Raw genomic sequence first — 24,651 nt, 5'->3', positions numbered from 1 at the left:
TTCTTATCCTGCTTTTTCCAGTTGTGGCCACAACAGTGCCGTCATCGCACGATCCGCAACAAGATCGGTGCCATTCAGTGCGCTTGCCGCATTCGACAAAAGAAACACGGCCGCAGCTCCAATTTCATCGACAGTGCTGACTTCATGGTCGGCGCCCCAGGACCGAAAGGTTTCTGCGTTTTCAGGGTCTTTCATCGCGTCGATAACGATTTCCGTCTGCGTCATTGCCGGGCTCAACGTGTTGACGCGAACACCACGCGGCCCCAAAGACCAAGCCATCGACCGGGTCATTGCCTTGATCGCACCTTTGGTGCCGGCATAGGCTTCATGACCTGGGTTTGAAGTTGTCGCGTGAACAGAAGCCAGATTGACGATAGACCCCCCTTTGCCAACCATAAGACGGGCAGCCGCTTGGGTGCCGACCAGAACGGATCGTTGGTTGACTTCCCAAAGCATATCCATGTCTTCAACAGACATTTCAAGGAAGTCGCGTTTGATGGTGGTGCCTGCATTGTTCACCATCCCATCCAGACGGCCGACCCGGTCATGCGCAGTCACCACAGCCTCTTGAAATTGCTCAGGCTTCATGACATCGACCTGCATAAAATGTGCACCAAGACGGGTGAGCTGATCCTTGCCATCGGTTTTCCAGTCCATGCCCGTGACAGTGGCGCCCGCTGCCACGCATTGGCGTGCCACCCCCAGCCCGATGCCTGCGCCTGCACCGGTGACGATAATATGGCGACTTTCGAGGTTCATTTTACGGCTCCTGCGGTTGCACCCGCCATGATTTTACGTTGGAACGCCACAAACATGATCAACAAAGGCAAGGATCCAAGAACTGCCGCTGGGAAGAGTTTTGTGGGGTCAATGCCAGTGTTGCCGACAAATTTGTAGACGGCGATCATTACGGTCAGTTTGGATTTATCTGTCAGCAATAGCAGCGGATAGATGAAATCATTCCAGACCATGATCATGATAAACAAGGACAATGTTGCCGTTACTGGTGCGAGCAATGGACGGATCACATGCCAGAAAATCTGCCAGCTGTTGCAATTGTCTAATTTTGCGGCCTCTTCCAGATCCATTGGGATTGCGGCTATGAAGCCGGTATAAAAGAAGACTGCCAAAGGCAGCTTCAACGCTGCAAAGGCCAGAACAATGCCAAGATAGCTATCCAAAAGGCCAAGGTCACGAAAGATCACGTAGATTGGTGTGATCGTCACAAAATTAGGTGTCGCCAATCCCAATGCCATCACCATGACAATGGTTTTGGAAATACGATTGTTCATGCGCGCCAGCGGATAGGCAGCCATGGCGCCGGTCAGAACCACAACAACAATCACAGATATTGTGATCCCGATGGAATTTAGAACCGAGCGCACATAGCCCATCGAGCTAAGCGCCGCCATGTAATTCCCCCAATAGAGGCTCTCTGGCAGACCAAGCGGATCTTGTGCGATTTCTGTTGAGGTCTTGAAAGACATCATCACCATGTAAAACAATGGCAACAACATGATTGCGACAAGTGTCAGTACAAATGCATGGGCGATGAAAGACCGCGTGCGTTTGCGGATCAGCACCCAGTCTGGGCCGCTTTTGACCTGTGGAAGGGTTTGGGTCAGATCGCTCATGACACATCCTCTCGATCCCGCAGGATCTTGTTTTGAACAAAGGCCACGGTCAGCACGATGATCAGCATTATAATTGAAAGTGCCGAGGCGAAGCCGAATTTGTATTGTCCAAAGAGATTATCGATGATCTCAATCGACAAAAGCCGCGTTGCGCCATCCGGACCCCCTTTGGTGAGGATAAAAGGCAATTCAAAAGTACGCAGCGTACCAATGGTCGTTAGCGTTACAGAAACTGTGATCGCTGGCCCCAACAAGGGCAGCTCTAGATAGCGGAACCGCTGCCAACTGTTGGCACCTTCAAGCCGGCCAGCTTCGTTGATTTCTTCGGGAATACCTGCAAAGCCGGCCAAAAAGATGGCGCAGGTAAATCCTGTGAACATCCAGATCTGAGTGAACGCGACAGAATATATTGCCAAAGCAGGGTCGCCAAGCCAGTTTTGCTCTAAGGCGCCAAGACCAAGGTCACGTAAGGCAACATTAATGCCACCGTTGAGCGGTGAATATAAAAACTGCCAGACATAGCCGACCACAACAAACGACATCATTGCTGGCGTATAAAGAGCGGCGCGGGCAAAATTGCGGATCAGCGGCAACCGATGCAGCATTGCCGCGAAAAACAGCCCTAAAATTGTCAGGGCCGTGACCACGATTACAGTATACCAGAGTGTCAGCCAAATTTCAGAGTAGTAGCGTTCCCGGCTGAAAATCCGATCATAGTTCCGCCAGCCCACATCTTTGGCTTCGCCGATGCCCTTGTAGCTGGTGAAGCTCATATCAAGGGTCAGCAAAACCGGGTGGATAAAGAAAAGCGCCAGCACGAGGAGCGCTGGGATTGTGAAGATGTATAAGCTGTTACGCCTGCGCATGTCCGTCTCACCTTGCTAGAGCGGACCCGGCGTTTCACACGCCGGATCACGTTGAGCTTACAGGTTGTCTTCGATGACATCGTCCCAACGCTGCAACGTTTTTTCGTTGGCAGCATCGATGTTCAGCAAAAAGCCTGTGATGCTATCTTCCCATTCAGATTGTAATGCGCTGGGGAATTCCTGCGTGGAAAAAGGCCACAGGATCAAGCTGCCTTTGGCGCGGGCATCTGTATAGGGGGTGGCCAGATCAGGCATTGTTGCCTTGCCTCCCTGATACGGGCTGTAGGCACCCTCTGCCTTCAGGAAGACATTCAGGTTCTCTTCTCTTGAGAAGAATTCAATCCATTTTGCGGCAGCCTCTTTGTGGGCGGCGTCTTTTGGAATGGCCCAGCCAGGTCCCACCAGATCCAGCGCAAGGCCATAATCGGTGTGGACAGAAGGCATCGGCGCGAACTGATAGTTCAGGCCTTCTACGTCATTAAACTGTCCAATGTTCCATGCGCCCTGTGGAAGGATTGCAACATTACCAGCTTTGAATTCTTGTGGAGCTGTGGCCCATGGATCCAATCCCGCTTGCAGCTTAGGATCAAAACATTCTGCGCCAACAAGCTCTCGCACCAGATCAAAGGTCCGATTAAAATTGTCATCACCAACAAACTGACGATCGCCTGAACTGTATTCCGTTGGAGAAATGCCCTTAGGATCAATACCATTTGCACCAACAAACAGCATGGCGGGGAAGCCACCTGCAAAAATCATCGGGCTGATGCCGGCCGCGGCCAGCGCACTGCAGCTCGCTTTTAATGCGTCAATTGTCACAGGGGCTTTATCAATCCCAACTTTAGCAAGAAGGTCCATATTGACGAAATTGCCCATGCCGATCACTTCAAGCGGGTAAGACAGGGCTTTGTCATCCAAGGTTACGATATCACGCACCGAGGGGATCAGGTTATTGTACCACTCTGTTGAAGTGCCTAGATCGTCAAGTAAGCCAGCGCCGCCCCAAAGCGCGACAAGCTTCCCATCGACCATTGTGACATCTGGCGGCGTGCCCGCTTGCAGACGGGGTGGAATAACCTTGTCGACGTCCTTTCGGGCGACAAAGGTCAGTTCAACATCAATGTCAGGGTTTTCGGATTCGAACTTTTCAATCAGCTCGGGCATCCCAGCAGGCTCTGCTTCGTTTCCTTTCCAGGCGACAACGTCCAGCACAGTTGCGGCGCTTGCGGTTGAGGCCATCATAACAGCAAGGGCTGTTTGTCCGATTATAGTCCGTTTCATTGAATGAGCTCCTCCTTGATCAAGAAAGATCGTACATTATTTTCTTTTATTGTACACTAAAACATGCATAACCATGAGTAATTTTATCGAAAGTACGCGCATCATTCAGTAAATTGAGGGGTCCTCCATGCAAAAACGGCCAAATATTCTGCTCATCACCACCGATCAGCACCGTGGCGATTGCATCGGAGCTGAGGGGCGCGGCGTAAACACACCTAATCTGGATAGAATCGCTCAGAACGGTGTGCGATTTTCAACCTGCACCACGCCGCATCCCATGTGCCAGGCAGCCCGTGCCTCTATTTTAACGGGTTTGCTACCTTATTCACATGGGGTGCGTGACAATGGCCGTGATTTGGATGAAACGCTAGGTGCTGCCGGATTTGCCGGCACGTTTGGCAAAGCCGGATATGATACGCAGTTCATTGGCAAGGCACATCTGTCATCGCAGCAGACATTTGAACCCACAGGCCGTCCAGAATGCTACAAGAGCGCGCAATCCTTTGGACCCGACTGGACAGGCGGATATATGGGGTTTGACAAGGTGCAGCTGATGTTGCGGCCCCATCACCACACACAGTGGTATGATGCGCCTGAAACACTGCATTATGAAAATTGGCTGGATCAAGGCGGGCAGGGGCGTGCGCGCTGGGATTTGGCGAAAGATCGTAAAGGGCGCGAGACGGCACATTTTCAATGCTGGCGTTCCGCCCTGCCAGACCCATGGCACTCCTCGCCATGGATCGGGGACCGAGCGATCGAGATGATCGAAAATCAGGATGAGACACCTTTTATGGCCTGGGTTTCTTTTCCAGACCCTCATCCCCCCTTTCTTGCGGCAGCCCCTTGGGGGGATATGTATCAGGGGCGCGATGTTGAGATCGCAAAAAACCCCAAGCTGGATCTGGAAAACCGTCCCTGGTGGCACAAACGATTTGTAGATGACCGGGCCAAACCAATTAAACTGGGCGAAGAGCACAATGCAGGTGGAATTGATTGGGGCCAAAAGGGAGAGCTGACCAAAACAGCGCTGCGCGATTTGACGTCGATCTATTTTGGAATGATCACAAGTGTGGATCATCAGGTCGGTCGGATCATGGCCGCGCTTGAACAAGCCGGCAAACTGGACGAGACCATCGTAATTTTCCTTGCAGACCACGGAGAATGGCTGGGGGATCATGGCCTCTTATTGAAAGGCCCGATGCTCTATGATGGGTTGCTGCGCGTTCCTTGCCTGATCCAAGGTCCGGGGATTCCCAAAGCGCAAGTGGTTTCAGATCCGATCAGCACAATTGATGCCTTTGCAACCGCTGCAGATCTTGCAAAAATCTCTGCACCAGACACCCACGGCCAGAGCTGGCGCAACCTCTGGACCGGGGGCAGCCGCGATTTTGCACTGTCGGAATACGAGGTGGATGCCAAACGATCTGCTGTCGATATGGATCTGCAAACCGTCCGCAGCACACGCTACCGCATGTCTATCGATATGTATACAGAGACGGGTGAGCTGTATGACATGCAGGAAGATCCTGAAGAGATGATCAACCTGTTTGATGATCCCTCTCGCGCGACGGTGAAGACTGAACTGCTTGATATGATTAGATCACGACCACAAGACCAAATTCCTGTCGCACCTCGGGTTGGGTGGCATTAAACACATCTGATTTTTGAACGGTGCCGTGTTCGCACCTTTCATACCGCAAAAAGTTGTGATGCTCTGTCAGTGCTCTACACAAGAATGTGTAGGCTGGTGGTTTGTTGCAGACTGGTGTCATATGCGCCTCAAGCGTAGCTAAACACAGCTACGTTCCCCTAAATCAGGGGCACGAGGACACGCGCAGGAGACCAGGGTGACACAGGTCCAGTTAAAGCAAATTGCCAAGAGTTATTCTGGGACGATTGCTCTTTCGGAATGTGATCTCTCTATCCAGTCAGGAGAGCTGGTCGCCCTGTTGGGGCCATCTGGCTGTGGGAAAACCACCACGTTGCGGATGATCGCGGGACTTGAAACGCCAACCTCGGGCCAGATCTTGTTTGACGGGAAAGAGGTCTCGGATGTTGCAGTACAGTCGCGCAACGTCGGATTGGTGTTTCAGCGCTATGCCCTATTTCCGCATATGACAGTCGAAAAGAATATTGCTTTTGGTCTGAAAGTACGCGGACAAACGGCTGCACAGATCACTGAAGCCGTGGATGAAATGCTGGATGTGGTACAATTGCGTGCCTTTCGAGATCGTTTTCCCGCACAGCTGTCAGGTGGACAGATGCAGCGGGTGGCCATTGCCCGCACGCTGATCACCGAACCCGATGTCCTGATGATGGACGAACCCCTTGCCAACCTTGATACAAAACTGCGCGGTGAAATGCGCCGATTTATTCGCCAGCTGCAGCGTCGATTGGGGATTACCACAATTTTTGTGACCCATGATCAGGTCGAAGCGATGGAACTTGCCGACCGCGTCGCGGTCATGGCAGAGGGGAGAATCCTACAGTTTGACCCGCCAGATACCCTCTATCAACGGCCCAAGACCCCAGCTGTGGCCAAATTCATGGGCGCAACCAATCTCTTTCCTGCAACGCTCAAACGCGACGGCCTGGCAGAGTGTGCGCTTGGCACATTGCACTATGATCCCGCAGTGGGTGCGGTCGAAGGACAAGGCCATATTCTGTTGCGGGCAGAAGCGTTTGATCTGCATCTGACACCGCCAGCGGACAGTGAAAACACATTCACTGCAAAGATCCTGACACGAGAATATTTTGGTGCAGCGACACGCTACACATTGCTCTGCAACGACGTTCAGCTCACCGTGCAGGAGCATTCCCGCCGCCGTATTGAGGAAGGCACCTTGGCCTACCTTACGATCAAGCCCGAACATATCTGGGTTTTACAGCCATCTTAAACCTCTTCTTCACCACACTCACGGGAGACCTTTCATGACTATAACCCTCTTGCGCATGACGTTGGCTGCAAGCCTGCTTGCAACCTCCGCGCTTGCTGAAGACGCCGCAGGCTTTCGCGAAAATTTTCTAAGCGGAGCGGCACCATGGGAGACCGTGACGAAACGCGCAGCAGACGAAGGCACCGTCAACCTCTACTACTGGGGTGGCAGTGATCCGTTGAACATTTGGATGGATCAGGTCGTGACCCCCGATCTGGCGAAACTAGGCGTCACATTGAACCCGGTGCGTATTACGGGCACCAAAGATGCAATTGATCTTGTCCTGGCAGAAAAAGGCGCAGGTAAGGCGTTGGGTGCGGGCAGTGTGGATGCGATCTGGGTCAATGGTGAAAACTTTGCCACGCTCAAACGCCAAGATGCGCTATTTGGCAGTTTTGCCGATAAATTGCCAAACAGCGCGCATTTTGAATGGGATGAAACAGACCCGCGTGCCTTGTTGAATTTGCGCGATTTTGGCCTTGCGACCGAAGCAGCTGAGGTGCCATGGTCTGGTGAGCAATATGTTTGTGCGGTCAACACAGGCCGTGTTGAACATGCCGCAGCCCCCACGACATTCGCCGAGCTGCGCACATATTTAGAAGCCCATCCGGGCAAGTTTTCTTATGTGAAGCCCCCCCATTGGCTGGGCAATACTTTTGTTCAGGCCGCGCTTTATGCACATAACCCGGATGGCAGCGGTGCCACTCCTTTTCAGGAAACACTCGAAAGCCTTGGCGCCGCAGAGCTGGCACGTTTGATCCAACCCGGCTTTGAATATTTGAAATCAATTGAACCACTGTTACTAGGGGCCCAGTCTGGAAATATCCGCTATCCCGAAGATGGGGCTGCCTTGAATGGCTTGTTTTTAAACGGTGAGATCGATTTTGCCTGCCAGTTTGGCCTTTATGCTGTGGCAACCAATCTGGCCAATGGAACCTTCCCTGAAGGGGCACAGTCTTTCATCTTTCCAGAAGGGAACATGATCAAAAACAAGAATTATCTGGCGATCCCGTCAAATGCGCCTCATCCAGCGGCGGCTCTTGTCTTGGCTGATTATATGTCATCGGTTGCAGCACAGGCGTCAAAGCTGCAATTCACGGGCATGCCTGCCGGTATTGATCCATGGACTTTGACAACAGATGAAGCCGAAACGCTTTCAGCGGCGGCACCGGGGTATATTGGGGTGACGCAGGCGGAACTGGACGCAAACACCGCCCCTGACACCAACGCAACCCTTGTGGATGTGATCGAAGCAGTCTGGCTTGATTATATTGAACGCGGCAGCGCAGATCCGTTTGATGTGATCGTCGCCCGCGCCGTGAGCAACCTGTCAAACTAAGGCACAATCCGATGCCGCCAAAGAGACAGATCTGGCTGTTGATGCAGCTTTTGCCAGTGATGCTGGTTTTAACAGTGCTCTTTGGCGGTGCGCTTCTTTTAGGCGTGGCACAGGCCTTGGGGTTCGCGCCGTGGTTTGGCGTGAACACCTTTCCAGACACCAGCCATTTTGCTGCGCTCTGGTCAGATCCTGTATTCTGGCGCTCTTTGGGGTTCACCCTGTATTATGCCTTCGTCGCTACAGGACTGGCGGTTGTCTTTGGCGTATTGCTGGCTTTGGCCTTGCGAGAGAGCTTTGCCGGAAAAACCCTGTTCAAATATATCTATAAATTGCCGCTGATGATCCCCTATGCGGTCGGCATTGCGCTTGCAGTGCTCTTGCTCGGCAATGGGGGAATGGCGTCACGGATGATGGCGTTTGTCGGCGTGATTGATGACCCGTCTCAATTTCCGCAGATTTTGAAAACGCATGCGGGATGGGGCATCATTGCAGTTTATGTCTGGAAACAGCTGCCGTTTGTTGCGCTTACCGTCTATGCGGTGCTGTTGGGGCTCGGGCGCGAAACAGAAGAAGCCGCAAAAGTGTTGGGCGCACATCGCTGGCAGGTGTTTTGGCATGTCACGTTACCACAGATCCTGCCGGCCATTGTGTCCTCATCACTCATCATCACCGCATTTAATATCGGTGCGTTTGAAGCACCATTTATTCTGGGAGGCGGGTTTCCGGATACACTCCCTGTTGTGGCATGGCGCTATTTCAACGACGCCGACTATACCCTGCAATTGCGCGGAATGGCCGTGGTGGTAACGCTTGCAATCGTTTCTGGTGTTGTGCTTTTTGCCTATCTCGGCACCTATCGCCGATTTGAACGCAAACGGGGGCGCAGCTGATGTTTCTCCGCCTCCATCGCAGTGCATTGATATTGGTTGCGGTCTTTGTGCTGGGCCCTTTCGTGCCACTGATGATCCAAAGCTTTGCGTTTCGCTGGGGCTGGCCAGACTTGTTGCCATCCACATGGTGGCTGGAACAGCGCGAAAAGTCGCTGTTACCGCTTGCCTGGGATTATGTGCTCTCTCCTTACAGCCGGATTTTGGAAGCAACATTAAATACAATTTTGATCGGAATCGTTGTCACGGCACTGGCCTTAGTGATTTGCCTGCCAGCCGCCCGTGTTCTGGCGCGAGAGACATTTCCCGGTAAACACGCCTTTGAATTTTTCCTAGCCCTGCCTTTGATCGTACCCGAAGCCGCAATAGGCATTTCACTTTTAATGGTCTTTATCAAACTGGGCCTTGCCGGAAGCTATCTGGGGATCATCATTGTACATCTGATCCCCACCATTCCCTATATGATCCGTATGCTAACCGCCGTCTATCAAGGGCTTGGCGCTGAATTTGAAGAACAGGCCATGGTGCTTGGCGCCTCCCGCTGGCAAGTGTTGCGTCTGGTGACGCTGCCGATGCTGATGCCCGGAGTGATTGCTGGCGCTTTATTTACCTTTTTGGTGTCCAGCAATATCTTTTTGCTGACGTTCTTTATGGGGCAGGGAAAAATCATCACTTTGCCCACCTTGTTATTTTCCAAAATTTCCGGAGGCACGCTAGATGCATCCGCAGCGGGTATTGCACTGGTGGTCACAATTCCCGGCGTTTTACTCTTACTTCTAAGCGAACGGTTCATCCGCGAGGAGGCCTTTGGCAAAGGATTTGGCAGCTAGGATGCGGCGGACGATCCAAAGTAATCCTTGATTTTTTCAAATCTCCTCCTCTAGCATCAAGAACGCACATAGTTGGCCAAGGCCTGTGATGCACCCTTTTCTGGAGATTATTGATGGCGCGAACGTATCTGAAAAAAGCAACGCTCACATCGACTTCGCACGCGTCAGACGTGCATGACACTGTTGTGAAAATCTTAGAAGATATTGAAGCTGGTGGTGATCAGGCTGCATTGGACTATGCGGCTAAGTTTGATAAATACACAGGTCCAGTTCTGCTGAGTGAAGCAGACATCAAAACTGCCTGCGCGAAAGTTCCTGAAAAGTTAAAAGCTGATATTCGATTTGCCCATGACAATGTGAAACGCTTTGCCCAAGCTCAGAAAGCGACTTTGCAAGATGTCGAATACGAAGTGGTTCCGGGTTTTATCGCAGGACAGAAAGCCATTCCCGTAGACGCGGCGGGCTGTTACGTGCCGGGTGGGCGCTACAGCCATATCGCCAGTGCGATCATGACGGTCACAACGGCCAAAGTTGCAGGCTGCAAACACATTACGGCCTGTTCACCGCCCCGCGCAGATGCTGGCGTCGCCTCGGCGATCATATACGCTGCGCATATTTGCGGCGCGGACAGGATCATGGCCATGGGCGGCGTGCAAGGGGTGGCAGCAATGACCTACGGGTTGTTTGGTTTACCAGCTGCAAACATTCTGGTGGGGCCGGGCAATCAGTTTGTGGCTGAAGCAAAACGCATCCTGTTTGGTCGTGTTGGCATTGATATGATTGCAGGCCCGACAGACAGTCTGATCCTTGCCGATGGTCGCGCCGATCCTCATATCGTTGCCACCGATTTGGTGAGTCAGGCTGAACATGGCTACAATTCTCCCGTCTGGCTGGTCACAGATGACGAGGGGCTCGCAAAAGATGTTATGGAGTGGGTTCCGGCGCTGATCGCTGCTCTGCCAGAGCTGAACCGTGACAATGCTGCGGCTGCATGGCGCGACTATGCAGAAGTCATCCTCTGTGCGGATCGCGAAGAAATGGCCAGCGTGTCAGATGAATATGCCCCCGAGCATCTGACAGTTCAAGCTGAAGACCTGTCGTGGTGGCTGAACCGTTTAACGTGTTATGGTTCACTGTTTCTGGGCGAAGAGACGACAGTTTCTTATGGCGATAAGGCGACAGGAACCAACCACGTCCTGCCAACATCAGGCGCAGCGCGGTATACGGGTGGCTTGTCCGTCCATAAATACATGAAAATTGTCACTTGGCAGCGTGCAACACGTGAAGGATCAAAACCTGTGGCCGAAGCCACCGCCCGTATTTCGCGTCTGGAAGGGATGGAAGGTCATGCACGATCGGCAGATGTAAGACTCGCCAAATATTTCCCGGACGAACATTTCGATCTGACCTCAAAAGGATAATTCAACGCATTCAAGGGTGGCGCACCAGCTGATGAGACAACTAGATCAACCATCCCCGCAGTCAGAAAGGGCGCGCGTTGTTTTGAAGTGATTGGTTTCAATTTCAGCGCCACTCCTAAATCTTCAGCAATCAACGTTGCAACATCATAACTGACATGGGTAAAATCTAGCCCGACAGAACCGGACGACGGAAAGTTTTGAATTCTCGTGCAATAGCTGAGATTACTAGTCCGCTTTTGGGACACAGGCAGCCAAAGGGTCGACTAAATATAGCGCTGGCTGCGCAATAACGTCAAAGCGCGCCCAGCGTGGTGACCAGTTATAAACCACTGGCCCCTCATCTGTCTCAACGATCAACAGACCGTGAAAATCCCATTGCAGTGCATTTTTTCCCCGTAAAGGCGCATAAAAAGACAAGCCGCGCAGTTGTGCAAAGTTTGTGATCTCTCCGTTGGTTTTGTGAGCAGCAAGACAAAATGGATCGCCGCCTGAAATCTTGTTCGCTTGAAAAGCTATGACAGCAATAGTGCTTATCGACCAAACCGCCACAACTACAGGAATGATAATGAGTTTGGACCACAGCCCACTGATCGAGCCAGTGTTCAGTACCGAAAGAAAAGCAACAATGGCGATAGTCAGTGAAAGTGTGTGCATAAAAGCAAGAGACGAACCAAAAATGATGTGCAACACACTCATAAGTAGTCCAAAAATAGCGGTGAGACTGGCCATGCCAAAGACAAACAGCGGTGGCCACGGCCTCGCGGTCAGTGATTTGATCAAAACGACCGCAAGTGGAATAAGTGGTGCAAACATAAACAACCACTTCAGGATCCTATTCAAAGCCGGATCAAACTCCAACGTATCAGGCGCGACTGGTATTTGAAAAAACCCAAGCACAATGAGTATGGCTATTGAAGTAAGACGCAGTCTCGAAAGTGGCATCAAATGAACCCTTTTGTCGAAAATTGCGTTCGCAGAGAGAAGATCCAAATTTTTATCAATACTTTCGCCGATAAAGACGCCGATATTTTATTCGTTGTGGATTCAAGCTCTTTGAACCTTCGCAACATTGGCCATGACGCGTCAACTCTGCGAGATCAAACCTCTTGCGCAACAGTTTCTGCAATCGCGCCAAGATCCTGACGGTCTTCATCCCCGATCACGATAAAATTCCTATTTGTATCACCCCAGGTCACCATCTCAAACTCATGTAATGACCGGGTTTCCACTTGGGCAGCAGGGGTGTCGGTTTGCAACAGACACAGCGCCACCACTCTTTGCGTGGCATCTGTATACATCAGCTGAGCCACAGGTTTTCCAGCTGCAACCAAAAGCCGACCACCTTCAAACGTGAGCCCATGATGGCTAAGATCTGGTGCAATCACTTCCGCTCCAACAACTTTGGTCAGCCAGGTTTCCAGATGCTCCTGCTCATCCGCACCCACTTCAACCAAGTGCCGACCTTCTTTGGCATAAACACGATGATAATCCGCCACGTCTGACACCCATTCCGGGAGTAGTTCACCACCTGCCACGTTTGCGACCTGCGTGTTTGGTTGTGACGCGCCAAGAAAATAACCGCTAGAAACTCCCACAAACGCCGCAAGAACTGTCGCCGCAACCAATGCGAAACGCTGAGGCGGCAAAGGCGAATTTGCAACCTCTGGAACAGGCGCGGTCTCAATCGCGGCGATCAGACCTTCGGGAACCGGAGCTTCCAACGCCGCATTAAGATCTGCCAATCCAATCTCTTGCCCTTGTATCAACATCTCCAGTTCGCCCTGGAGCGCCTGATCCTGTTGCAATGCGGTTTCAATTTCAGCGGTTTCAACTGCACTCAGCTCACCATCAAGATAAGCACTCAGCTTTACGGGATCAAAACTCATTCGACACCCTCCGCCTGAGCCGCAATCTGATGCGCCAGCATCTTGCGCGCACGATGGACTCTGCTCATGACCGTTCCAATCGGAATATCAAGCAACTCCGCGGTTTCACTATAGCTGTAGCCCTCGACTGAAACCGCAACCAACACCACTGCAAGCTCTGACGGCAACGCACCAACCCGGCCTAACAGTTGAACAGCAGCCAACCGATCTTCACCAGTGTCATGTTGAACAAGTTCTGCACTTTCTTCTGCGGGGATCTGCCCTTTTCCAAAACGAACCTTCTGCTTGCGAATTTCTGAAATCCATAGGTTCCGTGTCAGGCGAAACATCCAGAAATCAAAGGGTTGGTCAGGCTTCCACTGATCAGATCGGCTCAGCGCGCGCAGACAGGCTTCTTGCACAAGATCATCAGCATCAGATACGGACAGGGTCAAAGAACAGGCGAAACGACGCAAGCGCGGAAGAAGCGCTATCAAGTCCTTTTTCATCAATGCAGACACAAGTGTTTCCAGCCGTTTCCAGAGCGTAGGGCGCAAATAGATGATCATGTTTGACGCAAAAGTCATCAACCTTCAACCTCTTGATCGGCAACGCTCTCTCACATCACAAGGAGCATTTCACCTCATGTCGCTAATGTTTCGGCGTTAGATAGGGGTGGACTTGTCGCAACAAGGCAGCGTCGCCCGCCAAAAACGACCCCGATTTCAATATTGGCTCCCCGCTCCAAAGCGGCTCGACGCAGCCGCCTGCTTCCTGAACCAGCAACCACCCAGCCGCGATATCCCACGGCCCGAGATTGCGTTCCCAATAGGCATCCAGACGCCCCGCGGCAACATATGCAAGATCCAGCGCAGCTGCGCCCCAGCGCCGTATACCCGCGCTTTTGGGCATGAGCTGTTCCAAATCCATAAGACAATCAGACAGGTAGGTCACACGTCCCCCCGCAGGCACCCCCGTCGCCAATATGGCCGTGCTGAGGCTGATATCTGAATTGACCCATATCCGGGCGCCATTCAAAAACGCACCACATCCGCGTTCTGCCGAGAAAAGTTCTTCCTTTACAGGATCATAAACGATCGCCGCTATGGGGGCGTCCCCTTTGCACAAGGCGATGGACACAGCCCAATGCGGTAATCCTTTCAGAAAATTACTGGTACCATCCAAAGGGTCAACAACCCAATAGGGTTCATCGAAACCGGTAATCTGCGCGCCTGTCTCTTCGCCCACCCAGCCAAAATCTGGATAGCGTGTTTTCAGCCAATCGGCGATGATTGCTTCTGATTTCAGATCCGCAGAGCTGACGAAATCACCCGCTGTTTTTTCTTGCAACGTCAAAGCACTGCGATCTTTCGCAAAGCCAACAAGTGCTTCACCCGCCAGATAGGCCACATGCGCCATATCCCGCAACAAAGGCGAGGCTGAAGCCGGTAGAGAGGCGTTAGAAGAAGCGAAAGCATCAGTCATACCGCACCCGATGGCATAATGTGTGTGGATTGCTCAGAATTCCTGCATATTCCGTTGCAAGGTTATCAAAAGATGTCTCACCCGAAATAAGATCATCCAATACAGGATCTGCAAGAAGCGAGAGCGCCTGCGAAAGCCGCCGCTGATACGTCCACCGCGCAGCCCGGACTGCCGGGATACGGCCAACCTGCGAACTCACCAGTTTTAGGCGACGTTGATGAAACCGCCCTCCCAGTGGCGCAGGCACAGATTGATTGCCATACCAGCTGGCTTCGATCACAACCGCTTCGACCCCAGCCGCCTGAATGGCGGTCGCAAGACCAGCCGCAGTTGCGGATGTATGTATAACAACATCAGCATCATTTGGCGCATCCTGTGGCAGGGAAAAGGCACACCCAAATGCCGTGGCAAGCTTCTGTCGCGCTGGATTAATATCAACCAAAGTGACCGATGTGCCCGCGACCCGTGTCGCCAGATAAGCCACCAGCGCGCCAACCACACCGCCACCAACAACAACCACACGATCGCCAATGCCAATTGCAGCATCCCAGGTGATATTCAGCGCGGTTTCCATATTCGCCGCCAAAACCGCCCGCGCGGCGGTGACATCAGCGGGCACCGGAATAAGTGCCGTGCTCTCTAGCGCAAAGCGGCGTTGATGGGGGAACAGGGCAAATACTGTTTCACCTTGGCGCGCTCCAGTTTCGATGCGTCCAACTGCGCTATAGCCATATTTGACAGGAAAAGAAAAAACGCCTTCCTGAAAGGGGGCCCGCATAGTGTCGTGTTCACCCTGTGGCACGTTTCCTTTGAACACCAGCTGCTCAGTCCCACGACTGATGCCAGAATAAAGCGTTTGAACGCTTAGGGTATTGGGGCCAGTCATCACGGCACCCGGTGCAAAATCGGCCATCTCTGGCGCCGTGATCCAAAGCGCCTCTGACGTGTTTAAAGCCGTCATAGCTGGTGCCCCGATTTCAATGCTTTCACCGATAGATAATGTTGATTATGTAAACTTTTTCCAACGCGCAGCGGCAGGCGCTCAACAATGTTGATGCCAGAATTCTGAAAGCTTTCAACTTTGGCAGGATTGTTGGTCAACAGGCGCACCGCATCAAAACCAAGTTCTCGCAGCATCCAGGCTGCTGTGCGAAAATCACGTTCATCATCTTCATATCCAAGCCGATGATTGGCCTCTACAGTATCCAACCCTTTGGATTGCAGCGCATATACCCGCATTTTATTGGCCAGCCCAATGCCGCGCCCTTCTTGGTTTAGATACAAAAGAACCCCAGCCCCTTCGGCACCCATCTGTTCCAGCGCCGCGCGCAATTGAGGTCCGCAATCGCATTTCAGTGATCCAAGAACATCCCCGGTAAAACAGGCAGAATGCAACCGGGATAAAACGGGCTTGTTCCGATCCGGCGCGCCAATTTCAATCGCATAGTGCTCTTGCCCGCCTTCAGGGTCGCGAAAAACATGCAGCTTGCTGTTTTCGTGGCTTTCCAATGGTAAGAATGCAGCAGACACAGGCATCATGGCAGCCCCTGCAGCAAGCGTCGCCGCCATTTCGTCTACATCCAGCGCCGACAACACCGCTTTTACACGCTGCAAATCACCCTCTTGAAGCACCGGAAAAACCGCAGCAGCAGGCAACAGCTCTGCTGATTTCACCAAATCAATTGCAACCGAATGTAACGATGGCACCGCATCCCGAAGAATATGCAAAGGGCCAATTGGCGTATTGAGATCATCCAAATCAGGATCCGAAAGAGATCTGAACCAGTCCAGATCAGCCTGTTCTGGTGGACGAACCCGCAGAATCTGCCCCTGCACACCCGCCGCAACCGCGTCGGTAGAGATCGCACGCACCCGATGCGCTGTCAGAACCAGCTCTGGTTCTCCCAACATATCACGCAAAGCATTGAAACGTTGGGGCGAAACCGTCTCAAGCGCGACCATTACACCAGATTGCGCCCGATCTAACAGCAGGCAGGGCAACCCCATACGTAAATCGGTCCGTGCGCGTTCCAATTGTTCGGTAACGGAAAGCCCAAGAGAGGCAAAAGGGTCAAACATTGAAAACTCTCTCTTTCTCACCAGCGATATGTGGATTTAAGGCACAATCAAACAGCACATCACTGCCAAGATTGTAGAATCGCGTTTCAGGTCGTAACGCCTCGGCCAATGTGGGCACAGGGTTGGTTGTCAGGGATTGTGGACCGGACCCGATCAACAAGGGCGCAACAGCTACATGCAAACGATGCAACAGACCCGCCTCTAGGAATTGGGCAATCGTGACCCCACCGCCTTCGATCAGGATCCTGCGAAAGCCAAGTTCCCGCAGCGCCATGATCATCTCATGCGCGCAGATCCAGTCCGTGCGCGGCAATATCAGGGTTTCAACACCAGCCGGGCGATCAGTTTCGCAACTTTGCACCACGATACGGCGTGTCGAAGTATCCTGCAGCAATCGCGCGGAATTACACAACCGCCCTTTGGGATCGATCACAACACGCGCCGGGCTCTCCCCATAAGCCAAACGCACTGTCAGCTGCGGATCATCATGCAGCGCGGTTTTCACCCCCACCACCACCGCATCCGCCAGCGCCCGCAAACGATGTAAATGCGCCAGACCTTCTGGCCCTGAAATATCCTGCGCATCTCCGCTTTCGGTGGCGATCCGCCCATCCAAAGACTGTCCAATCTGCGCAACAATCATCACATCATCAACCGGGGCCGCCAGCGGGCCATACAGCGCCAAGGCCTGCGCTTCACCTTCGGTCCACGTCACATCTGGCGTGCCATTCGCACCCTCTTTGAGCGCAAGAAGATGCGACCAGACCCGCGCGCTGACATCGACATTTTGCATTCTGTTGCTCCTTCAGGATCTCGGGCAAAGTTCGGGTCGTGATCTTGGCATTCAGTTCAAACTCTGAACGCAGGGAAGCGCCAAGACATCCGTATGGCCGATCACTGTTTGACCGGTTGCAAGGCTCGCCTGACGCTCTTCAAACCAGTGTGACGCAGCCGCGGCACCCATCTCATCCGCCGCTTGCGCAATTCCGCCCAATAAGTCGCGCTGCAACGCTTGTTCCTTAGGGTCAAGCACCCAGGGGCTCTCTGCGAGATGCACCTGAAATCCATGTTCCTCAAAACGTGATTGTGTCACCTGCGCTGACGCGGCACCGGTCGCGGCACCGATGCCTTTGTCCGTGTTTTGGTGCCTGTTAAAGGCATCCCGGATCGCCTTGTCTTGTGTCAGACCCGGCGACCAGCGCATGTCACCGTTATAATTCAGCGCCGCATAAAAGGGGATCTGCGCCGCGGCCAATCGCTGGGCCAATGCCGCAATCCAACGGTCCGGCATCAGGTCCAGCAGCGCCGAAGCAGTCACCAAAGAGACCCCATTCAGCGGAAGATCCTCAAGATCCTGCAAATTCATCATATGGGCTTCAGCCCTTGTATGACGGGATGTTGCCTCTGCAAGAAGCACAGGATCACTGTCCACAAACCGCCAGCGCCACTGGCCAATATCAACCCCCTGAAACGCCCGCACCGTGGACCCGGTCCCGCTGCCCAGATCCAAAACCGTTGCTTGCGGCCCCACAAAATCTGCAACCCGCTGCAACAAGGATGCATCCCGCGCAGCATGATCTGCAGGTTCCCGCAAAGCGAGCCATTCAGAGGAAAACCCCATCAGATATCTGCCTCATACCAACCACGGGCTGTGTGGCTTTCATGTAATGAAACCTTGATCCGGCGCACCCGGTCCCCTGCCCCAAGGCCCGTGGTCTTTACCGCGTCACGCAGTTGTTGCCAGATGTGGTGACACAAAAATTCTGTTGTGGTTATTTTCCCTTTGAATTCAGGTACCTCATCCAGATTGGCATATTTCAACGGGGCCAGAGCCTCAGCCAAAGCATCAAGCGCAAGCCCCATATCAACCACCAGCCCGTTGTCATCCAGACTGTCAGTGAAAAAGGCCGCATCGACCACAAAGGTCGCACCATGCATGCCCTGAGCCGGGCCAAAAACGGGGGAGGGCAGAGAGTGAGCAATCATAATGTGATCCCGAACTTCTACAGCAAACATATTCTTCTCCAGATGAAGTGAGGCACATGGCCTATCGTTTATTTTATGAGGGTTACTTGCCGATCGGGGGCCACATGCGTGACATCACACCGTCGCGTTTGATCAGCCCATGATAGGCAGCCGCCGCAATATGCAACAGGACAAGCCCCGCCAGCGCATAAGATCCGTAATAGTGAACTGCTTTTGCCGCAGCCGCTAACTCTTTGGAACGTGGCACCAGCGTCGGTAGGTCCAATTGATCCAGAAACTCGATCGGGAACCCTCCTGCGCGCACACGAATATACCCCGCCAGCGGCATGATAAGCAGCAGCAGATAAAGCCCCAGATGGCTGAGATGCGCCGCCATGCGTTGCACAGGTGGCAGCGCAACTGGTGCCAGCTCAGGTGGGCGCAGCCAGCGATAGGCCATTCGCACCACAATCAAAACCAGCATCAACACGCCCAGATTTTTATGGGTGATAAACAGGAAATTCTGCACTGGACGTGGCAAGCCCTTTTGGATCATCACAAAACCAATCGCGATCATTCCAACAACCAAAATCGCCATGCCCCAATGCATAAACCGTGCAAACGGACGGTGTTTCTTACTCTCTGGCATCGCGTGGCTCCCCCAATCAACAAAGGCGTTCAGATAGGAAACGTTTCAGGCGCGCAGATTATTCCCGCGGTTCTGCATTTTTTTCACCCGGGCGCAGGCGGGCAAAAACATCACCCGAATTTGCCACCTCAGGCAAAGCCAGCAATTCGCTCTGCAGGCTCTCCAGATCCTGCCAGCACGCGTGCTCTAACCGGTGCTCTTCGCCCAGACTGTAGTTGAATTCATACGCCCCCAGCGCGGACAGAATTTGAAGGCACTGGATTGTAATCTTTGGCTGAATTGTAGTGAACTCAAAGGACAACAGCGGCACAGGATGGCTCAACCCGCGCAGCACATCGGCTTCATATCCTTCTACATCAATCTTAATAAAATCTGGGATGCCATATTTGGCGATCAAATCATCCAGCCGAATCACAGACACATCAATCTGGTGATCCCAGTCTTGCCCCTGCCAGCCCCGTGCAGCCTGGGCTGCATCGATTAATTCAGTTGAAGCCGTACTAATGGTCGGATTGGCTGAATTCACAAAAAAAGGCACCGTGCCGACGCTTGCACCAACAGCTTTGCGCTCAAGCGTGATCTTTGGCTGGCGGCCATAAATCAGACGCAACGCACGAAAGACCCGCGGTTGCGGCTCAAGCGCGACCACCCGCGCTCCAAGCCGCAAGAAACTGCCAGTTCGATCCCCGACATGCGCACCAATATCAAAGGCAAGACCACCTTTAGGCACACATAACGCGTTCAGCTGATCCATCCGCGCACGGCGCACAGGATCACGGTAATAAACATCAAAGGAGCGCTTTAACAATGTCGCCCGCGTCATATCACAGCCCTCTTTTGGGATTGGGCCACCGCAAAAACGGGCTGCAACGCTGCTTCTACACTTTGCGCTGTCTCGGCCCAAAGTTGACGCCGCAGACCGTGATCTTGGGCCGCCTTATGCAGTTCTTCCCGCAATTCGGGCTTGGTCAGAAGACGGCGCAAGGCCTCTGCAAAGGCCTCTGGCCGATCCGGCGGGACCAGAAATCCTGCATCTTGTGGCACGGTATCAGGAACGGCCCCGGTATCGCAGCTCACAATTGGCAAACCATTGATCAGGGCTTCGTCAAAGACCATCCCATAGCCTTCGTAACGCGTCGCAAGCGCAAAAAGGCTGGCCTGTCGATAATACCGTTCCAGATCCGAACGTTCGATCAGCCCTGCAAAATTAACACGCTCTTCAAGCCCCAGCGCGCCCCGCAGCGCCTGCAGATCTTGGGCATAAGCCGTATCAAGGGGCGCGCCCACAATAACGGCCTGCCAATTCAGATCCGTGATCTGCGCAAGGGCCCGCAGCAACGTATCATGCCCTTTTCGTGGCAATTGAATGCCAACAGACAGGATCAAAGGCGGGTCTTGCGATTGCGGGGGATCACATGGGTGATCCAATCCGGGTGCTGCGATTGCGATCTTATCTGACGCAATCGCATATTCGTTCATCAGGATCTCTGCCGTATGTCGGCTTGGCACAAGAACATGCTGCACCTGCCCCAAATTGCGGCGCTCCGTGTCATGAAATGCGCGCGCCAGATCAGAAGCAAGGCCGCTTTCCTTTGCAAGCGGATGATGAACCAGTGCTACGATTGGCGCTTTGATCTGCGCAACACGCTCTGGATCCAATGCGCCAAAGGCAAGCCCGTCGATGATGACCGGGCAATCTGGAGCAATAGCGCAAAGCTGCGAAAACGCCTCTGCCATCTGCTCAGACGTCGGATTGGGAAACCCATCAGGCAATGCAATATGATCAACCTCCCAACCCAATACGCGCAATTCATCAATCAGGCGACGGTCATAGATGTATCCCCCGGTTTTTGTGGTCAGATCACCGGGAACGGCAAAGGCAACACGCTGAAATTTCATGATTTTCCTATTGTGAATAAACCTGGGATTGCAGCGATAAGGATCGCCACCCCAAACAGGATGCTTGCGGCGATTGCCTCAATCACGCTGATCCCTGCGATCGGCAACACCGCGGCTGCGGCACCTTCACGCAGACCCCATCCGCTGATGGTCAGCGGCACAAGCATGGCAAATAGAACCAAAGGCACCAAAATAAGCACGGCCAACATCGGCAAAACACCACCAACAGCAGCAACGCAGGCAGCAAACGCACCAATGTTACACAAGGTGATCATCCCCCCCAAGGCAACCTGCGCCCGGATCACCTGTTGTGTCCCAAAGGCCTGTCTGACGCTTTGCACAACGCTTGCAAAACGTCCCTGCCCTGCACCATACCTATAGGTCAACGCAACCCAGACCATCAGCCCCGCAAAAATGGCGCAAATAATCAACCCCACAAGAGCGCGTGTTCCGCTCGGCCAGATCAACGGCGTGTCGATCAGTAAAGACAGTCCAAACCCAATCGCCAACGTGAAAAACATTGCGATCTGCCCAGCCAAACGTTCAAGCGCCACAGCCACGCCAGACAAACCTAAACCTGTCTGATGTCCAGCACGCACCGCACGAGTGGCATCGCCGACAACAGCTCCGGGTACAGCCTGATTGATAACCTGCGACAGAAAATATTCTCGCACGGCGTAAGGATAAGGAAACACTTGCCCCAAAGCTGCCGCAGTGACCTGCCAACGCACCGCAGAAAGCAGCGTTTGTGCAATCAATAAAACCACCGCAAAGGTGAGCCAACCCAGATCCGCCTGCGCCACAGCCCGGCTGATGGCCACCCCATCTGTATTGCGCCACAACAGCGCCAAGATCGCGACAGCAACAGCAATTTTCATCCAGGGCGCTGCAAAGACCCCTTTGACAGAAGCCATCACATTCATCGTACAAGCGCCCCTGTTCCAACAAAAGAAAGCGCCTGCACAAGATGTGCGCGCATTTCATCCATCAAACGTGGTTCAGCTGCTGCAGGAGGCGTAAGGCCTTGATAAAATTGTACATCCGCAATTGCATCAACCAAATGTTTTGGACCAACCACATGCATCGGAACATCTGCGCGCTCTTCCAGCGCGACAAAGCCAGCAGCCTGATGATCCCCGACAATAATCATCAAAGGCGGATCTTTGGCATGAAGTTCGGCATAGGCCATAACCGTTTGTAACGCATAATCAACCGCCCGCTTATACTGCGCGCGCACCCGATCGTGATCTTTCCAAACCTCACGCGGCGTCGCACCCGCTTCGACCACCGGATCATAGATCCGACCATCGCCAATCGTCTCCCACGCCACCAGTTCAGGCACCGGCACCCACGGCGCATGGGACGAACCTAGCGCCATCTGGATCATCATCGGTCCGTCCCGATTGGGCGCGCGCAACAGGCGATCCATCGCTGCGAAAGTAAACTGATCCGGCATCGTAACCCAGTTAAAGGGTTTCCCGGCATACCCCAGATCCTTGGCTGCAAGCACAGTATCAAACCCCATAAACTGCGCTTCGGGCCAGTCCAATGTAATCTGCGGCATCACGGCTCCGGTTTGTAATCCCGCCCGTTGCGCCAAATGAAACAAGGTCTGCCGCCCGCTGGTCAAGGCCGCCCGGTAACGAATTTGATCATCAATCCAAAGCCCATTCGAAAACGTCGAATGCGCCAGCCAACTTTGCCCACCCCGCGTCGGAGATGTCAGGATTGTTGACGCCATCGACAGACCCAAGGCACCCAGCCGGTCTTCGGCCTCTTCCAATGTGCGGCGATGCAGTTCAGCGTAATAAGGCGTGTCCAGACTGGTACGACCATAGCTTTCCACAAAGATGACCAAAACATCGCGATCGATCCCGGCCAATAAATCTGGCTGATCCAACAGGGGATCATTTGCAACAGCCGCTTTAAACACCTGCCATTCGGTCAAAGTGCGATGAACCGTCTGTACTCGATTGACCGTAAAGCGCGTTGTGCTGCTGGTGCCAAAGATCGCAAAAGGTGCTTCCCAAAGCTTCTTCTGCGCGCCCACGTCCATAACAATCAGGCCAAACAGCCCGGTTGCAATCACACCAAAAACATATGCACTCCAGCGGGGACGCGACAGGCGCATCCAATATCCGGTGCTACACCACAAACTCCAGATCAGAGCAATCAATGCGCAGATGCAAAGCGCAACCGCAGCCCAGGCAGCGCCCCGCCCAAACGCTCCAGCCCCCAGATCAACCAAAGAGCCAAGCAAGGGATAATCAGCAACAGGATTAAAGGGCCGGTTTAACGCCGTGAACATTCCCAGATCGGCCAGTTTCATGACCACAATCAACGACAGCAGCGCCACCAGAAACACGCGCAAAACCTGCCAGCGTGGCATCGCAAGCAACACGCACAAAACCAACGGCAGCTCAAGCGGAGCCAAAACCAAACGCCCCCAAGTCAGAGCAGGTGGATAGTTTGGTAAGACAAGCACAAGATGCAGCAGCAAAGCTGACAAGAGCACAGACACAACTCTCGCACGCGTCACCGGTTTTACCTGCGTGCTCATGGCTGTGCTCGCTTCAGCCACAAAATATCACGTCCAAACGACCAGATCAAAGCACAGACGACGAGCATCACCAGAACATCCAAAGTCCCATTGGCAAAGACTGGCATTTGCAGAAATATCAGCACCGCGATCTGGGCTACACAAACCGCCTTGCGGCTGAACCTGTCCGGCAGGGGGGCATTCAGCCAGGGCAGAAACACACCTGCCAGCACAAACAGATAATAGGGCAGCCCCAAAAAGATCACCGCCACACCCGCTCCCGCGTTTAAGGCCGCCGAAAGCGCAAGCACCAGCCCAAGCAATGCGTCCACCTGCATATCAAAGGCTGCTCCAAACGTTGAGGACAGGCCCTGTTTTCGGGCAAGCCAGCCATCAATTCCATCGAGTGAAAGCGCAACAAACGCAAGGCAGAACCCTGCCCAGCTCACCGGCTCCGCAGCGATCAGCCCCACAAACAGAACCGCAACCAAAACAAGGCGCGCTAACGTCACCAGATTGCACAAGCCCAACACAGTATGCGGATAAAACTGCTGCATGCGCATCGCCATCCACGCGGCGACTGCCATATAAAAGAGCAAACCCAATATCAAAGACAGCAGTTGCGCTTGAATAAACACCCAGCTCAGGCCTACCAGACACATCCCCCCCAAAAGAGCCGCCCAAAGAAAAGACCGGACTGGCGACGGTGGAACAGCCTTGACGCTTTCTTGTGTGACAATCCCCATACCGGCTCCTTTCCATTTAACCAGGCAAAATACAAAATCGCGGCTGGCCTATTGAAAACGTCTGAGCCTCCGTAATTATTCTGAAAGCAACGCAGAAAATTGGACTAACATCTCTAACCTCTTAATATTGTTATATATATTCGAAATTCCGGATTGAATAGGAACGGCATTTCCGCACAAATCGCAGATATTTAGCTGCCAGTTATAAACATGTCTCCCGTCCTCTA

General features: G+C 53.2%; 25 protein-coding genes. 6 read left to right on the top strand and 19 right to left on the bottom strand.

Annotation, left to right across the window (positions count from 1 at the left end):
* Positions 1-3: 3 nt before the first annotated feature.
* The 4 genes from BLP79_RS15415 to BLP79_RS15400 are packed head-to-tail and all read right to left on the bottom strand — an operon-like array spanning position 4 to position 3,781.
* Complete coding sequence (locus BLP79_RS15415; protein WP_090220458.1) at positions 4-759, bottom strand: SDR family NAD(P)-dependent oxidoreductase; 756 nt, start codon at positions 757-759, stop codon at positions 4-6.
* A complete protein-coding gene (locus tag BLP79_RS15410) occupies positions 756-1,634 on the bottom strand; it encodes a carbohydrate ABC transporter permease (RefSeq protein ID WP_090220457.1) in 879 nt (292 codons plus the stop codon). The genes BLP79_RS15415 and BLP79_RS15410 overlap by 4 nt, the downstream gene beginning before the upstream one ends.
* On the bottom strand, positions 1,631-2,500 hold the full coding sequence (locus BLP79_RS15405) for a carbohydrate ABC transporter permease (RefSeq protein ID WP_090220455.1): 870 nt from the start codon (positions 2,498-2,500) through the stop codon (positions 1,631-1,633). The genes BLP79_RS15410 and BLP79_RS15405 overlap by 4 nt, the downstream gene beginning before the upstream one ends.
* Positions 2,501-2,557: 57 nt before the next feature.
* Positions 2,558-3,781, bottom strand: coding sequence for an ABC transporter substrate-binding protein (locus tag BLP79_RS15400; RefSeq protein WP_090220453.1), 1,224 nt, complete (start codon positions 3,779-3,781; stop codon positions 2,558-2,560).
* 127 nt (positions 3,782-3,908) lie between these two features.
* Here BLP79_RS15400 and BLP79_RS15395 point away from each other — a divergent pair, with 127 nt between their 5' ends.
* The 6 genes from BLP79_RS15395 (at position 3,909) to hisD (ending at position 11,197) form a co-directional block, all read left to right on the top strand.
* A complete protein-coding gene (locus tag BLP79_RS15395) occupies positions 3,909-5,435 on the top strand; it encodes a sulfatase family protein (RefSeq protein WP_090220452.1) in 1,527 nt (508 codons plus the stop codon).
* Between the two features lie 196 nt (positions 5,436-5,631).
* Positions 5,632-6,681 carry an ABC transporter ATP-binding protein gene (locus BLP79_RS15390; protein ID WP_090220450.1) on the top strand — a complete coding sequence of 350 codons (1,050 nt, stop codon included), beginning with the start codon at positions 5,632-5,634 and terminating at the stop codon, positions 6,679-6,681.
* 34 nt (positions 6,682-6,715) lie between these two features.
* The gene (locus BLP79_RS15385) at positions 6,716-8,059 is read left to right on the top strand and encodes an ABC transporter substrate-binding protein (protein ID WP_090220448.1); all 1,344 of its coding nucleotides are present in this window, start codon (positions 6,716-6,718) and stop codon (positions 8,057-8,059) included.
* Between the two features lie 11 nt (positions 8,060-8,070).
* The gene (locus BLP79_RS15380; RefSeq protein WP_090220446.1) at positions 8,071-8,949 is read left to right on the top strand and encodes an ABC transporter permease; all 879 of its coding nucleotides are present in this window, start codon (positions 8,071-8,073) and stop codon (positions 8,947-8,949) included.
* Positions 8,949-9,776 carry an ABC transporter permease gene (locus tag BLP79_RS15375; protein ID WP_211477631.1) on the top strand — a complete coding sequence of 276 codons (828 nt, stop codon included), beginning with the start codon at positions 8,949-8,951 and terminating at the stop codon, positions 9,774-9,776. The genes BLP79_RS15380 and BLP79_RS15375 overlap by 1 nt, the downstream gene beginning before the upstream one ends.
* Positions 9,777-9,889: 113 nt before the next feature.
* Positions 9,890-11,197 carry a histidinol dehydrogenase gene (gene hisD / locus BLP79_RS15370; RefSeq protein WP_090220445.1) on the top strand — a complete coding sequence of 436 codons (1,308 nt, stop codon included), beginning with the start codon at positions 9,890-9,892 and terminating at the stop codon, positions 11,195-11,197.
* Between the two features lie 225 nt (positions 11,198-11,422).
* On the opposite strand, the gene BLP79_RS15365 is transcribed toward hisD, so the two are convergent.
* The 15 genes from BLP79_RS15365 to BLP79_RS15295 all read right to left on the bottom strand — a co-directional run bounded on the left by BLP79_RS15365 (position 11,423) and on the right by BLP79_RS15295 (position 24,424).
* Positions 11,423-12,139 (bottom strand): hypothetical protein, encoded by a 717-nt coding sequence (locus tag BLP79_RS15365; protein ID WP_090220444.1) that lies wholly within the window; start codon positions 12,137-12,139, stop codon positions 11,423-11,425.
* A 155-nt stretch (positions 12,140-12,294) separates the two neighbouring features.
* Entirely contained in the window at positions 12,295-13,083 is a 789-nt protein-coding gene (locus BLP79_RS15360) for an anti-sigma factor family protein (protein ID WP_090220443.1), read from the bottom strand.
* A complete protein-coding gene (locus tag BLP79_RS15355; protein ID WP_232716594.1) occupies positions 13,080-13,649 on the bottom strand; it encodes an RNA polymerase sigma factor in 570 nt (189 codons plus the stop codon). The genes BLP79_RS15360 and BLP79_RS15355 overlap by 4 nt, the downstream gene beginning before the upstream one ends.
* 64 nt (positions 13,650-13,713) lie before the next feature.
* On the bottom strand, positions 13,714-14,547 hold the full coding sequence (locus tag BLP79_RS15350; protein WP_090220442.1) for an inositol monophosphatase family protein: 834 nt from the start codon (positions 14,545-14,547) through the stop codon (positions 13,714-13,716).
* The gene (locus BLP79_RS15345) at positions 14,540-15,508 is read right to left on the bottom strand and encodes a zinc-dependent alcohol dehydrogenase (protein ID WP_090220441.1); all 969 of its coding nucleotides are present in this window, start codon (positions 15,506-15,508) and stop codon (positions 14,540-14,542) included. The genes BLP79_RS15350 and BLP79_RS15345 overlap by 8 nt, the downstream gene beginning before the upstream one ends.
* Positions 15,505-16,626 (bottom strand): GTP cyclohydrolase II, encoded by a 1,122-nt coding sequence (gene ribA, locus BLP79_RS15340; RefSeq protein ID WP_090220440.1) that lies wholly within the window; start codon positions 16,624-16,626, stop codon positions 15,505-15,507. The genes BLP79_RS15345 and ribA overlap by 4 nt, the downstream gene beginning before the upstream one ends.
* The gene (locus BLP79_RS15335) at positions 16,619-17,419 is read right to left on the bottom strand and encodes a RibD family protein (RefSeq protein WP_090220439.1); all 801 of its coding nucleotides are present in this window, start codon (positions 17,417-17,419) and stop codon (positions 16,619-16,621) included. The genes ribA and BLP79_RS15335 overlap by 8 nt, the downstream gene beginning before the upstream one ends.
* Before the next feature lie 51 nt (positions 17,420-17,470).
* Complete coding sequence (locus BLP79_RS15330; RefSeq protein WP_090220438.1) at positions 17,471-18,247, bottom strand: class I SAM-dependent methyltransferase; 777 nt, start codon at positions 18,245-18,247, stop codon at positions 17,471-17,473.
* A complete protein-coding gene (locus tag BLP79_RS15325; protein ID WP_090220437.1) occupies positions 18,247-18,642 on the bottom strand; it encodes a 6-pyruvoyl trahydropterin synthase family protein in 396 nt (131 codons plus the stop codon). The genes BLP79_RS15330 and BLP79_RS15325 overlap by 1 nt, the downstream gene beginning before the upstream one ends.
* Before the next feature lie 52 nt (positions 18,643-18,694).
* Positions 18,695-19,240: a cytochrome b gene (locus BLP79_RS15320; RefSeq protein WP_090220436.1), complete on the bottom strand. Its 546-nt coding sequence runs from the start codon at positions 19,238-19,240 to the stop codon at positions 18,695-18,697.
* A 58-nt stretch (positions 19,241-19,298) separates the two neighbouring features.
* On the bottom strand, positions 19,299-20,063 hold the full coding sequence (locus BLP79_RS15315; RefSeq protein ID WP_090220435.1) for an FkbM family methyltransferase: 765 nt from the start codon (positions 20,061-20,063) through the stop codon (positions 19,299-19,301).
* Positions 20,060-21,139: a glycosyltransferase family 4 protein gene (locus tag BLP79_RS15310; RefSeq protein WP_090220434.1), complete on the bottom strand. Its 1,080-nt coding sequence runs from the start codon at positions 21,137-21,139 to the stop codon at positions 20,060-20,062. Before BLP79_RS15310 ends, BLP79_RS15315 begins: the two co-directional genes overlap by 4 nt.
* Positions 21,136-22,053, bottom strand: a complete 918-nt coding sequence (locus tag BLP79_RS15305; RefSeq protein ID WP_157844004.1) for a lysylphosphatidylglycerol synthase transmembrane domain-containing protein — start codon at positions 22,051-22,053, stop codon at positions 21,136-21,138. Before BLP79_RS15305 ends, BLP79_RS15310 begins: the two co-directional genes overlap by 4 nt.
* Positions 22,054-22,058: 5 nt before the next feature.
* Positions 22,059-23,699, bottom strand: a complete 1,641-nt coding sequence (locus BLP79_RS15300) for a sulfatase-like hydrolase/transferase (RefSeq protein ID WP_090220432.1) — start codon at positions 23,697-23,699, stop codon at positions 22,059-22,061.
* The gene (locus tag BLP79_RS15295) at positions 23,696-24,424 is read right to left on the bottom strand and encodes a CDP-alcohol phosphatidyltransferase family protein (protein ID WP_090220431.1); all 729 of its coding nucleotides are present in this window, start codon (positions 24,422-24,424) and stop codon (positions 23,696-23,698) included. Before BLP79_RS15295 ends, BLP79_RS15300 begins: the two co-directional genes overlap by 4 nt.
* Positions 24,425-24,651 lie beyond the last annotated feature (227 nt).

This window comes from Epibacterium ulvae (assembly GCF_900102795.1).
GTDB lineage: Bacteria > Pseudomonadota > Alphaproteobacteria > Rhodobacterales > Rhodobacteraceae > Epibacterium > Epibacterium ulvae.
This window is presented reverse-complemented; position numbering and strand designations above follow the sequence as displayed.